Origin of the sequence: Fischerella muscicola PCC 7414, from assembly GCF_000317205.1 — a bacterium.
GTDB lineage: Bacteria > Cyanobacteriota > Cyanobacteriia > Cyanobacteriales > Nostocaceae > Fischerella > Fischerella muscicola.
Genome location: NZ_AJLK01000173.1, coordinates 1 through 12860, shown reverse-complemented (window position 1 = coordinate 12860; position 12860 = coordinate 1). Strand labels below are relative to the sequence as shown.

Annotated in this window: 11 protein-coding genes; 1 reads left to right on the top strand and 10 read right to left on the bottom strand. The window is 41.0% G+C overall.

Going from position 1 to position 12860, the window contains the following annotated elements:
• Positions 1-6: 6 nt before the first annotated feature.
• Positions 7-951 carry an NAD(P)-dependent alcohol dehydrogenase gene (locus UYI_RS0127545; RefSeq protein ID WP_016869907.1) on the bottom strand — a complete coding sequence of 315 codons (945 nt, stop codon included), beginning with the start codon at positions 949-951 and terminating at the stop codon, positions 7-9.
• Between the two features lie 306 nt (positions 952-1257).
• On the opposite strand from UYI_RS0127545, the gene UYI_RS37280 reads away from it, so the two are divergent.
• Positions 1258-1575, top strand: coding sequence for a hypothetical protein (locus UYI_RS37280; RefSeq protein WP_146007558.1), 318 nt, complete (start codon positions 1258-1260; stop codon positions 1573-1575).
• Here UYI_RS37280 and nifX read toward each other — a convergent pair.
• The 9 genes from nifX to UYI_RS0127505 form a co-directional block, all read right to left on the bottom strand.
• Complete coding sequence (gene nifX / locus UYI_RS0127540; RefSeq protein WP_016869906.1) at positions 1526-1906, bottom strand: nitrogen fixation protein NifX; 381 nt, start codon at positions 1904-1906, stop codon at positions 1526-1528. The genes UYI_RS37280 and nifX overlap by 50 nt on opposite strands.
• A gap of 387 nt (positions 1907-2293) precedes the next feature.
• Positions 2294-2797 carry a phosphate-starvation-inducible PsiE family protein gene (locus UYI_RS0127535; RefSeq protein ID WP_026086214.1) on the bottom strand — a complete coding sequence of 168 codons (504 nt, stop codon included), beginning with the start codon at positions 2795-2797 and terminating at the stop codon, positions 2294-2296.
• A gap of 99 nt (positions 2798-2896) precedes the next feature.
• Positions 2897-3025: a hypothetical protein gene (locus tag UYI_RS39875; RefSeq protein ID WP_258003487.1), complete on the bottom strand. Its 129-nt coding sequence runs from the start codon at positions 3023-3025 to the stop codon at positions 2897-2899.
• A 298-nt stretch (positions 3026-3323) separates the two neighbouring features.
• Positions 3324-6164: a malto-oligosyltrehalose synthase gene (treY, locus tag UYI_RS0127530; RefSeq protein WP_016869904.1), complete on the bottom strand. Its 2841-nt coding sequence runs from the start codon at positions 6162-6164 to the stop codon at positions 3324-3326.
• Positions 6165-6295: 131 nt separating this feature from the next.
• On the bottom strand, positions 6296-8125 hold the full coding sequence (gene treZ, locus UYI_RS0127525) for a malto-oligosyltrehalose trehalohydrolase (protein WP_016869903.1): 1830 nt from the start codon (positions 8123-8125) through the stop codon (positions 6296-6298).
• Between the two features lies 1 nt (position 8126).
• Entirely contained in the window at positions 8127-8318 is a 192-nt protein-coding gene (locus UYI_RS36245; protein ID WP_162140426.1) for a hypothetical protein, read from the bottom strand.
• Entirely contained in the window at positions 8302-10452 is a 2151-nt protein-coding gene (gene glgX, locus UYI_RS0127515) for a glycogen debranching protein GlgX (protein WP_016869901.1), read from the bottom strand. The genes UYI_RS36245 and glgX overlap by 17 nt, the downstream gene beginning before the upstream one ends.
• A 382-nt stretch (positions 10453-10834) precedes the next feature.
• Complete coding sequence (locus UYI_RS0127510) at positions 10835-11614, bottom strand: hypothetical protein (protein ID WP_016869900.1); 780 nt, start codon at positions 11612-11614, stop codon at positions 10835-10837.
• A gap of 17 nt (positions 11615-11631) precedes the next feature.
• Positions 11632-12546, bottom strand: a complete 915-nt coding sequence (locus UYI_RS0127505) for a CHAT domain-containing protein (RefSeq protein ID WP_016869899.1) — start codon at positions 12544-12546, stop codon at positions 11632-11634.
• Positions 12547-12860: the final 314 nt, after the last annotated feature.

The following is a 12860-nucleotide window of genomic DNA, read 5'->3' as shown; positions in this document are numbered from 1 at the left end:
TCACTGTTAAATCACTGCGATCGCTATTTTCCCTATAGCACGTTCACTTTCGCTATAAGTATGAGCAGCGGCTAAATCTTGCAGGGAATACGTACGATCAATCACAGTCCGAAGTTTACCTGCTTCAATTAATTCTTTCAGATAAACCAAATCTCGAGCATTTGCTGATGCCAGCACTAATTTGGCTTTTTTACCAGGAATAATTGTTGTCACAATTCCCGGCAGAATGTTTTCTGGGGTAGGCAATGTAGTAACGTAAATTCCACTAGGCTTTAGTACTTTTTTGCACTCAGAAAAAGACCGCTTCCCAACTGTATCAAAGATAATATCGTACTGCACTGGTTCTTGAGTAAAATCTTGCTGCGTGTAATCAATTACGCGATCTGATCCTAAAGATTTTACAAATTCCAAATTTTTAGTGCTGCAAACACCAGTCACTTCTGCACCTAGTATCTTGGCAATTTGTACCGCAAAAATACCAACACCACCAGAAGCACCATTGATTAACACAGCTTGTCCTGATTTAATGTTGCCTTTGTCTCGCAGTCCCTGCAAAGCAGTCAATCCGGCGATGGGTATGGAAGCTGCTTCTATGTAGCTCATATTTGTAGGTTTGATAGCAGCACAACTTTCTGGAACTGCTGCAAATTCTGCGTAAGCTCCTCCATTGGGTGGTCTAAGAGTACCATAGATGGAATCACCAATAGTGAAGCGTGTAACATTAGCACCAACTTCTACGACTTCACCCGCCAAATCAAGCCCAAGAACCATGGGGAATTTATTGCCTGTGACAATTCTCAACATACCCTTGCGGATTTTCCAATCAACAGGGTTAATACAACTAGCGTGAACTTTTACAAGTAATTCGTCGGGTTTAATTTTTGGTGGTGCGACATCTTCGTATTGCAACACCTCAGCAGAACCATACCGATGAATGACAACTGCTTTCATGGTCTCCCTTCCGGTATGCTAATTTTGCATTCACTATAGTTAATTATTTTTCAGCAAAACAACTTCCTTTAGAAAGGGAATGATATATATGTCTGTCTGAGGACTTATCATATCTGTGAAGACCGGTAATGGGTAATGGGTAATCGGTAATGGGAAAAAACAATTACCAATTACCAACCATGTTTAAACAGTTTTGAATGCATTCGTGCATCTGTTGATTAACTTGGTTCAAGCTAAGTTGTTGTATTGCCATAACTTTCACCTCTGCAATTGCTTTGGTTTGAGGTTTTATATCAAATCCATTTGATGAGTAATCGTATCTGCATTGAATTAGCCGGACTTGATATTATTGCCTCTAGCCTCACCTTAATAGTTTGTATAGACGCGATTACGAACATCGCCAAGACAGGTGCTGATTGGCGATCGCATTCCAACAAGCCGATTCATCACCAACATCATTTCATCCATAGAGAACATCAAGACATTTGTGACCAACGTCTTGACGTTGTTTATGAACACGACGACATTCGCTACAAACGTGAAAGCGATCGCAAATTGACAGATGTCATATCAACTAACTTTTTTGTATGGCTTTACGTAACCAGGGTGGAGGATTACCTTTGAGAGTTTGCACTAATTTATTCAGAATACTGATAATTTCTTCTTCGTCTGACTGTGGCTTTACTGGCATAATACCTCTTTTAATTAACTTAGCAGCAGGAATACCACCAATTGATGCCACATAGACAATCGTACAGTCAGCTAATGCCTCAATTTTTGATGCTGTTTTATCTTCACTCTCAGCATCTTTATCTTTATTAGAACTACCAGCAAACTTGAGAGTTTCTATAAATTTATAACCAGCATCTGAGATTTCATATATATCTGCTTCTTGTGCCCATCCAAAGTGAGCATTAACATGAACTCTATCACTGGTTGCGAAGGCTATTTTCATTCTAATGATCCTCTCCTGAAGTTAGGAGTTGTGAATTATTAAGTGAGTCAAGAGTTCAAAATTTACGCTCAATATCACTATTGACTCTTAAAATTTACTGCATAAATCAGGTAATATAACCTACTTTTATCGAGTTATTTGCAGCGTCTTCTTTATCTACACAAGGGTTATACATCTTTGACACTATCTTTTTGTTTATAAGAAAGTGCGCTTGTAACCCATACTTTTTAATTCCCCTAACGTCAGCATAGCATATCGCAAACTATCTAGCGATTTTAAATGTTAAAATTACCTGATTTATTTATCGAGATTGATGTTTTTTGTTGGATAAAGTCAGGTAAATAAAATAGATTAAATGGAGGAAAATTGCTGTATTTATATTTACAATTAATCTGAAGAAAGGGAATTTTCAGTCAATAATTGCGTAGTTATTTGTGTGGTTTCGGGTTGATTAATTTTAATGTGTTCAAAAAAGTGAGACATCCAAGGCATGGCAATGAGAATTACTCCTAAGACTACTAAAAATACAGATATGCCAATAATTTGCTCGCGAGGAATTTCCAGTACACCACGTAAAATTACCTCTCGTAAAGCAGAAACGATTGTAATTTCCACTGCTGCGACTACAGAGATGCGCTGTTGTTGTAGGTAATCAATTAACAGGCGAAACAACTCTACCAGAATCAAAATAAACAGAATATCAGATGTGACTTGCCGTAAATCTAATGGATGCAAAAGAGAGAAAAACATATCTCCCAATCGGATCAGCATCACACAAAATAAACCAAGACAAAGAGAGATGACAATAAAGTCTTGAAAAATCTCTAAGTTAGCTACAATTTTATCTCGCTGGAACCAAGAATTTAACCCTGTAATCAGGCGTTTGGGCATGGCATCTCCGGACTGTTGAGAGTCGTCCAGTTCTATGATAAGCAATTCAAATTTCTTCTCAACCGTAACTTTGCGCTTGTTGGTTGTAACATTCAACCATTATTTTTTATTTTCTCTAACAGCAGTCCAAAGTGCGATCGCAACTATAGCAATCCTATCTGCAAAAGTGAGAATAGCAAAGTCCAGATATCTGACAACTCTTGCAAAGTCGGGGATCTTGCCTCTCACGAATGATACAAGTAGGCTAACGTATCATGGGGTGATTTTGGGTGCGTTAGCCTAAAGCCGTAACGCACCCTACTAGCGTGTCTAGGCTAAAATGTTGCAATAAATCTCTTCTTCTATCTAGTGTGTTCTCTGTACCTGTGCGGTTTATTAATGCACTATTTTAAGGCACTCGGACCACTACTAAATTCTTACCTTCTGCCCTCTGCCCTTTGCCCTCTGCCTTGCCCAAAGGGCTAATAAAATTTCCACGCAGAGCATGGCAACAATAATACTCTGCGTGGAAACAAGATAGCTTATTTTACTTCGCCTGCTGTTTATTGCCTTCTGTTTCTTGTGGTGCTGCTTCTGCTTGATTAACCAACAATGCTACGGGGAACTGTTGCAAAATTTCCCGCAGCCAGAGAGTATCCTCGCCTTGTACTTTCTGTCCGGTGATGACGTCATACCAAACCTCAGAAGAACCAGGAGGAGGGATAATGCGGGTTTCGTGCCAAACTTGTTCACCTAAGGGATACTCGCCTTCTTTAACTAGGGAGGTGAGAAAACGAGGAGCGATCGCAATTATTCTCTTGTCTGGTAATTCTCTGGCAAATGTCACAACATGGCTTTTTAAACTACCTGCGACTGACAATTTGACATAGGTTCCCTTTTGGAATACATCTAAGTGTTCTCGCCTAGCTTGCAAAAGTTTATAAGTCAGGAATAGCTTAACTCGTCCATCTTCTGGGGTTTGCAGCAATTGTGCAATCAAACCTGATATGTCTTGTGCTGCTTTGGTTTTGATGTCTTGCAGATATTCTTGCCGGATTTCAAAATCCACTGGACGGCGGTTATCCGGATCTACCATACTCAAATCCCAAAGTTCCGATCCTTGATAAAAATCTGGCAAACCCGGTACAGTAGCTTTTACTAATGTTTGGGAAAGAGAATTTAAAATGCCGTAGTGTTGGATTTTGCGCTGGAATGGACGGAAGGCGTCAAGAAATGGGTTATTCTCAGGATCTTTCAAGACGCGATCGGCAAAGTTGGTGAAGGCATTTTCATAAGCTGTATCTGGTTTAATCCATTCTGTGTGGACTTTGGCCTCACGAATTGCCTTAATAATATATTGCTGCATCCGTTCTACAAAGCCAGGATATTCTTCGTCTTTGAACGGAAAAGCCCCAATTAGTGATTGGTAGAAAAAGTATTCATCGTTAGGAGTTGGTACATCCTGTCCATTTACAGTTTCCTTGTGGGGAGCATTGATTTCCCGCCACTCTTTGAGATGATTTTCCCACTCTTGGGGAATTTCTGACAAAACATTAATACGGGCGCGCATGTCTTCACCACGTTTGGTATCGTGGGTAGAAGTAGCATTCATGGCGTGGGGCCATTGAGAAGAACGCTGTTGATTAAACAGATGGAAATCTTCTAGAGAAATACCAAAATGTGTGGGATGGGAACCGACTTCATTTAAGGAGATCAGGCGATTGTAGACATATAAAACTGTATCTTCTACACCTTTGGCCATCAATGGCCCGGTAAATTGTTGTAACCGCATCAAGAAATGCAACCATTGTTCCTGATCTTCTTGGGAGAGGTGTTCATCAATGTCAAGGATGAGAAACTTTTCAATAAAGCTTAATTCGTTGAGGAAGTTGGGAATATTCTTTTTAGCTTGCGTCATTACTTGCTGAATATATTCCCGATCTGCTTTGCTAGCCCCGGCGCTACTAATATAGGTGCGATAAACAGGAAACAACGCCAAAATTTCTACCAAAGCAGCTTTTAAGCCATACATAGTAAAGTCGCTAGCATAGCGATAGCGACCAGAAATTTGCTTCAGTAAATGAGCTAAATTATCAATATCTCCTGCTAAGTGTCTACTAATAATTAATCTTTTGTTTTGGTCAATTAATTCCTCACAAGAAACTTTTCTGCCCAAAAAGCGCTGATAAATAGTATCAAATTCGGCTGCTGTTGATTGTTGGCAGAGAATGCCATTTACTTGATTGAGAAAGTCATAACCTGTTGTGCCTTGAATCGGCCAGTTAATTGGCAATTCTTCATGAGGTTCAAGGATTTTTTCCACAACTAGGTAAACTTCCGGAGCATGTTCACGTAGTCGATTGAGATATTGGGCTGGATCATAAAGTCCATCAATATGGTCAATTCTTAATCCACTGATTGTTCCCTCTTGAACTAATTTCAAAATACAGGAATGAGTAGTTTCAAAAACTTGTTCATCTTCAATTTTAATCGAAATCAGGTCATTAACTGTAAAAAAACGTCTGTAATTGAGTTCTTCATTACCTACTTTCCAGTAAGCAAGGCGGAAAAATTGTTCGTTGAGTAGGCTTTCTAAATGATTAAAACTTTCGGGTTTTCCGTGTTCACCATTGAAGATACGAATATTTTCTTCAATAAATTCCTTGACTTCGGGACTATCATTCCAGAGTTCCCATAACATGCGTTTGATAATTACAATTTGGTCGTAGCGTTCTCTACCTTCCTCTCCTGAGGGTATGTATTTCAACATATAGAGAACACTCAAAAGTTTCATGAAATCGGGATGGTCTCTGCCTAATTTATCCCGTATACGTCCCAAATCGTAGGTAAAAACTTGAGAGTAAGATTCGATGCGGATGGGAAATTTGAGTGAGTAGTAATTAATAGTTAAACCATTTTCTTCGTACTGGAGTTGTAATTCACCACTTTCTAAGCAATCGCCACAAAACTTACCTAAAAAAGGCGCAAGTACCTTACCCTGATTTTCTGGATAATGATGATGCCAATCAATATCAAAAAAGTCACGATATTGAGAGTCAGAACCATTTTCGAGAACATCTACCAGCATGTGGTTTTGACTATCAAAAGCCATATGATTAGGAACAATATCTTGCACCCAGCCGATATTAAGATGCTTGAGTTCTGCAATTAATTCTGCAAATTTTTCTTTTCCACCCAACTCTGGATTAATTTCATTCGGGTTGACAGTATCGTAACCGTGAGTGCTGCCTTTTCTCGCTGTCAAAATTGGGGAGGCGTATAAATTTGAAATTCCTAACTCTGCTAGGTAAGAAGCGATCGCTTTAGCTTGGTCAAAACCAAAACTAGGGGTGAATTGTATCCGGTATGTTGCTATAGGTATTTGCATGATTCCTAAATGGTTCTTTGTTGGTGGTTGTTTGTTGATTGCTATTAAAGGCGCAAATATTTGCGCCCCTACAGGGTTTAGTGGTTTTTACGACACCAAACAACGAACAACAAACAACAAACAACACATGACTATTGACAGTAAACAACTACACTCTCAGGATGAAGTGCAAATGCTGACTGGGATTCGCTGTTTAGTATTTCGGGTAATAGGGAATGATCACCACCCCAAGCGGGGTCAGCCGAGTCGAGTTGTTTTTTCCAGGTTCCACTAAGTATATTTGCTTTAATCTTAACAACTTCTGAGCTAAAGTTCAGCCAGCATAACACTTGCTTATTGTCACACCACCGCCGCAGCTGTAAAACCTTCTCTGGTTCTATTACCGATGCTTCTAAGTTGTTGCGATCTAAGTTAGCAAGTGCAGGAATTGTCCGGCGCATTTCGAGTAACTTTTGGTAAAACAACCATAACATCCGGTTTTTGCCCTCATGACGCTTTTCCCAATTGAGGCGCGATCGCTCCATTGTCTCTACTGCTTGCGGATCTGGTGCTTCTTGACCATAAATTTCAAAAAAAGCAGCAAATTCCGCTTTTCTGCCTTCCCTTACCCCCTTAATGAGGTCAGGGTCGCTATGACTCACAAAGTAGAGAAAAGGAGCAGTCTCGCCGTATTCTTCACCCATAAACAACAAGGGAACATAGGGAGATAACAGCACAGCTGCCGCTGTTAATTTTAACCCCTCAAAGGAGATGAGGGAGGTAAGGCGATCGCCCATCATCCTGTTACCTACCTGATCGTGATTTTGAGAACACACTACAAATTGTTGAGACAGACAATCACTGGCATCGTTTCCGTGGTAACGATGGCGATGGGGTGAGTAATCCCAGGCGTAGACAAAGCTGTGGCGATAGGCTTTGGCAAGCTGTTCTAGTTGACCAAAATCTTGGTAATATCCTTGATTTTCTCCTGTCAGTACAGTATGTAAAGCATGGTGAAAATCATCACTCCACTGGGCGTCAATACCATAACCACCCACCTGAGGAGGACGGATAATGCGGGGATCGTTCAAATCACTTTCGGCAATCAGGTAGCGTTTATATCCTTGTTGTGAAAGTTGGGCGACTGCTTCGGCAATCTCTGCCAAAATATGCTTAGCCCCAAAATCATAGATCGCGTGGACTGCATCAAGACGCAAAGCGTCGATATGGAAAGTTTCTAACCAGTAAAGGGCATTCTGGACAAAGTAATTGCGTACTCCATCACTGTAAGGGCCGTCAAAATTAATTGCACTACCCCAAGGTGTTTTGTAATGGTCAGTAAAATAAGTACCGAATCCCCAAATATAATTTCCTTCTGGGCCCAGATGGTTGTATACAACATCTAAAATTACAGCCATACCTTGCTGATGGCAGGCGTCAACCAATTTCTTCAAACCATCAACGCCACCATAGGAATTTTGCACCGCGTAGGGAAAAGTACCGTCGTAACCCCAGTTGCGATCACCAGGAAATTGGGCAACAGGCATGATTTCAATTGCATTCACACCTAACTCCAGCAATTCGGGAACCCGAGGAATTATGGCCTCAAATGTCCCTTCTGGAGTAAAAATGGCTACATGCAATTCGTAGATGACCATTTGCTCTAAGGGAATTCCTCGCCACTCGCTGTCATTCCAAGTAAAGCTGTTGTGGTCAACCACTTGTGAAGGACCGTGAACCCCTTCTGGTTGAGAACGAGAAGCGGGATCGGCTGTGTCTTTTTGACCATCCAACTGGTAAAAATAGAGACTGCCAGGCTCAACGTTATTCACAGTTCCGTGCCAATAACCCCATTCATCCTTTTGCAGGGGGATAATTTTTTCTGCTGGGGCAACAAGGTGAACAGCAACCTCGCCAACTAAGGGCGCCCAGAGAGTAAAATTGCAAGTGCGATCGCCTAAATATTGAGAACCGATATACATGTTAGTTGTTGATGGTTGGTGGTTGATGGTTGGTAGTTGATGGTTGGTAGTTGATGGTTGGTAGTTGATGGTTGGTAGTTGATGGTTGGTAGTTGATCGTTAGTGGTTGGTGGGTGATCGTTGATTGTTCCAAACAACAAACAACAAACAACAACCAACAACCAACAAACAACAAACTAATCCTCATCATCACGAGAAATTCTGCCCATACGTTGCAACACGACGAGCGATCGCGCTTCTACTTGTACAGGTTTATCTTCTATATAACGTTTACCGCGTTGCACAAAACGGGGTTTGGTAGTATCGATAATAGTTAGCCATTCCCAATCTTGTAGTCTGTGGGGAATTTGAAATTCCACCATTTCGTAGTGGGCGTTGAAGAATAATAAAAAGCTTTCATCGATGATGCGTTCACCCCTTGGCCCTGGTGTGGCTATTTCTTCGCCATTGAGGAAAATACCGATCGCTTTGGTAAAACCATCGTTCCATTGTTGATCTGTCATTTCGCCACCGTCGGGGTTAAACCACAAGATGTCATGCACCCCAGAACCGTGAATAGCACGCCCTTGGAACCATTTACGTCTGCGGAACACAGGATGTCTGCGACGTAAGTCAATTAATTGGCGGGTGAAATCTAACAGTGCTTCGTTTTCTTCTTGTAAGTCCCAGTCAAGCCAGGAAATTTCGTTATCTTGACAGTAGGGGTTGTTGTTACCACGTTGCGATCGCCCCATTTCGTCACCCATTACTAACATGGGTACGCCTTGGGAAAGAAACAGGGTTGCTAAAAAGTTCCGGATTTGCTTTCTCCGCAATCGTAACACTTCTAGGTTATCTGTTTCACCTTCTGCCCCGCAATTCCACGAACGGTTGTGACTTTCTCCGTCTCGGTTATCTTCGCCATTAGCTTCGTTATGCTTTTCGTTGTAACTCACCAAGTCATAAAGAGTAAAACCATCGTGAGCGGTGATAAAGTTGATGCTGGCACTAGGATTGCGACCGTTAAACTGATACAAATCAGAACTGCCTGTAAACCGATAAGCAAATTCTGCCATGCGGCTGTCTACCCCACGCCAAAAGTCCCGCACTGTATCGCGATACCTACCATTCCACTCCGACCACAACAGCGGAAATTCACCTACTTGGTAGCCTCCTTCACCCACATCCCAAGGTTCGGCAATTAATTTCACATCTGCTATAACTGGGTCTTGGTGAATAATATCAAAGAAAGCTGCCAGACGATCAACTGCGTATAATTCCCTAGCTAACGCTGATGCCAAGTCAAAACGGAAACCATCAACATGGCATTCCAACACCCAATAACGCAGACTATCCATAATTAATTTCAGCACTTGGGGATGGCGGACGTTGAGAGAATTCCCGCAACCAGTAAAGTCCATGTAGTAACGGCAATTGCCATCAACTAGGCGGTAGTAAGCAGCATTATCAATACCACGCAGAGATAAAGTAGGTCCCATGTGGTTCCCTTCACCTGTGTGATTGTAAACTACATCCAAAATCACCTCTATCCCAGCATTATGCAATGCCTTTACCATCTGCTTAAACTCTCTCAGCTGCTGCCCCAGAGAACCACTCGCACTATAACCAGAGTAAGGAGCTAGGTAGGAAAGAGAATCGTATCCCCAGTAATTTTTTAAACCTTTGTCTACTAAATGTCCGGGATATGCGAGAAAATGATGGATCGGCATTAATTCCACTGCCGTCACACCCAAAGATTGCAAATGAGAAATTGCTGCTGGATGGGCGAGTCCGGCGTAGGTTCCGCGTAGCCTGGGGGGAATTTCTGAGTGTAGCTTTGTAAATCCCTTGACATGAGTTTCATAAATAATCGTTTCATGCCAAGGAGTCCGCAGTAGATCGTCTCCTTCCCAATCAAAAGACTCATCCACAACGACGGATTTGGGAACTAAATGAGCGTCATCAAGGTCAGAAAATCCTAAGTCTTGATTTGGATCACTCCAACGATAACCAAAAATTTCTTCACCAAAACGCACATCGCCATCAATCGCCTTAGCGTAGGGATCAATTAGTAGTTTGTGGGGATTAAAGCGATGTCCTTCTTCCGGAGCAAAAGGGCCGTGTACTCTAAAACCGTATCTTTGACCAGGGCCAATACCAGGGACATAACCATGCCAAGTGAAGTTAGTGACTTCTTTAAGTTCTAGTCGAGTTTCTCGCCCTTTTTGATCGAACAGACACAATTCCACTCCTGTAGCATGTTCAGAAAAAAGAGCAAAGTTTGTACCCTTACCATCCCAGGTTGCTCCCAGAGGATATGGTCTACCAGGCCAGAGTGAGAAGTACATACGGTCAAGCTCCTGTTACAGATTTATCAGGTAGGCTAATTGAACTAGTGCGCGTTACAAAAGATTGCCAAGCACAACACGCCCTAGCTTCTGACAGTATTTCAAATCCTATGCTAAATAAAAAGTTTTGTAACTCAACCTGTTGACGGAATTTTTACTCACTCACTCCAGAATGACATCCCCATAAATGGTGAATTTTGTCAAATTTTTCTGTGATCGCGTAGACAATTTTGTTACATTTCTAAGCAGAGGCAAGCGATCGCTCGATTTCCCAATTTCAAAATACTCATGCCCATCTTTTCAAGATTTCTTGACATAGTGCCTAAGTTTATTAAGTAAAGTTCAAATTCTTAACAGTTAGCACTCACCAATTACAGTTAGTTTAGCGGCTCCAAAAAGTGCCATCATTCCACTTTAGGCAATTTGACTGAACCAGTTCACCTCTGAGCGTTCTGTGATCAGGAAAATTCACCTGGATTTTTGGAGGATTTTCTGAAATTACCTCACCTTCTCCATTCGGGCGACGGGAAGCATCAGATAAAAAGACAGTTACCTTATCCCCGTCAATCTTGATATGAGTTCCGTTCTGATTCCACTCTCCTGCAAAACTTTTAGAACTTAATCCCCAGTCTAATTTCCACGGATAAGAAGCAGGACAACCAGCTATGGCGGTTTTATGAGATTGCCCAATGGAAAATCCTGCTAACCCAATTAGCATAATTACACCACTTGCAAGTAGTTTTTTGTTAACGTTACCGATTTTTGCAAACCATGATTCAGGTTTTGATTCATGTAAATTAGTGACAGTTGGTATTGGATGATTATGTTGATCCTGAGTAAAATTACAATTGCAATTGAGTTTTTCTATAATATTTTTTAAGATGGATATACGATGGCTATATACTGATTTATTCAAGATAGGAAATAATTTCTGGCAACAAAGCTTACATAAATTTTCTTGATAGCCAAATCGGTTTAAACAGTCAATTAGCTCTGTACAAAATGTATCATCCGAAGAATCTTTGATAAATGAGACTTCCTGGGGATTGATGCCAAGGTCTCTACATAGTTGTTTTCTTGACTCTTGGGTCTCAATCATTAGTAACATCAGTTTTGTTAATTGTTTTATATCATCTTCATCCAAAAGGAATTGAGTTGTCATACTTGTTAATCCTAATACTACTTGCAATAGAGTTTTGATTTAATACTTTCCAAATCAATTGCGTACTTCCCTCTTTTAAATACAACTTCAAGTTCCTTGCAGATTTTCCTAAGAGCTTGTTTATCATCGGTAATATGCAAATAATTAATTAGCTCTAAGGCAAAGTCAGCATCAGTCGATTGTCTTAAAAATGTAAGTTGATTGGGTTCAATTCCAATTTTTATACACAGTGCTTTTCGTGCTTCAGCACGTCCACTACGTGTCAGGAGTTCTGTCAGTATTTCTCTATCAGAGTCGCTGAGTTCCTGAGATTCCTCAGATGTATGTTCATTTACTTGCTTTTCAAGCAACCTATTAACAACCGTCTCCTCAATATTTGGCTTTTTCTTGAGAGTTGGGGTGAGTTGTTCTGGAATACCTGCTAACCGAATTGCAGCGCAACCAAATTTGTAGGCAAATTCCACGCTTTTCCCAGATCCTAAAGCATCATAAAAACCCACAGCAAATTCAATTGCTGCTTTATCTGCGATCGCTTTTTTCATGCCAATCACATAGTTAACGTGTTGAGCGATCGCCGCAGCTTGCACTTGGGAATAACAGCCGTTGAGAACAACACACTCAACTTCCTCTGCAAACAGTGCAAATAGTCCCGCTAAGGCTTCTCCATCAACTAGCTTTGTCGCACCTGTTTCATCTTCAAATACCAAACCCTCGTCCCCCGTCCCATGCCCAGAAAAATGAACAATAGAAGGATTACTCTCTAGCATTGCCCTCTGGATGTCCCTTGGTCGTAGTGCCAATTTTGACTCTAGAACGAACTGATCGCGTTTTTTTGCCCGTTCTAATCCTTCTGCAATATTTCGTACCTCCTGATCTAAACGCAGTCGTGAAGTGCTTAGAGGATTTGCTGTCAAAATTAAGATAGTTTGCATTCTTTACTAAACTCCAGTGATATAATTCGACAAAGTTTCTTACTCAACTGGTTTTATCAGTAGCCAGACCATCCAATTTAGAGAAGTACCTATAGCTTATTTATCTCCCCAGTTTGGGGAACTTGGTTGCTTTGGTAATTATGTAAATAATTCTTACCAAACCTACAAATATAAAAATGGCGATTCCGCAAAAAGACTATTTAATAAAGTTAATAAAGTAGTTTGTCCTAGCAATGCGATCGCGACAAAATTTCGTGCCATAAAGAACATCACTACCACGATGTTGTCTAGAAAAGAGACAAGCGAAGTTAGGT

Excerpts from the sequence above, each read along its gene's own strand:
- UYI_RS0127545 (WP_016869907.1), bottom strand. The coding sequence starts at position 951 with ATGAAAGCAGTTGTCATTCATCGGTATGGTTCTGCTGAGGTGTTGCAA.
- UYI_RS37280 (WP_146007558.1), top strand. The coding sequence starts at position 1,258 with ATGAGTAATCGTATCTGCATTGAATTAGCCGGACTTGATATTATTGCC.
- nifX (WP_016869906.1), bottom strand. The coding sequence starts at position 1,906 with ATGAAAATAGCCTTCGCAACCAGTGATAGAGTTCATGTTAATGCTCAC.
- UYI_RS0127535 (WP_026086214.1), bottom strand. The coding sequence starts at position 2,797 with ATGCCCAAACGCCTGATTACAGGGTTAAATTCTTGGTTCCAGCGAGAT.
- treY (WP_016869904.1), bottom strand. The coding sequence starts at position 6,164 with ATGCAAATACCTATAGCAACATACCGGATACAATTCACCCCTAGTTTT.
- treZ (WP_016869903.1), bottom strand. The coding sequence starts at position 8,125 with ATGTATATCGGTTCTCAATATTTAGGCGATCGCACTTGCAATTTTACT.
- glgX (WP_016869901.1), bottom strand. The coding sequence starts at position 10,452 with ATGTACTTCTCACTCTGGCCTGGTAGACCATATCCTCTGGGAGCAACC.
- UYI_RS0127510 (WP_016869900.1), bottom strand. The coding sequence starts at position 11,614 with ATGACAACTCAATTCCTTTTGGATGAAGATGATATAAAACAATTAACA.
- UYI_RS0127505 (WP_016869899.1), bottom strand. The coding sequence starts at position 12,546 with ATGCAAACTATCTTAATTTTGACAGCAAATCCTCTAAGCACTTCACGA.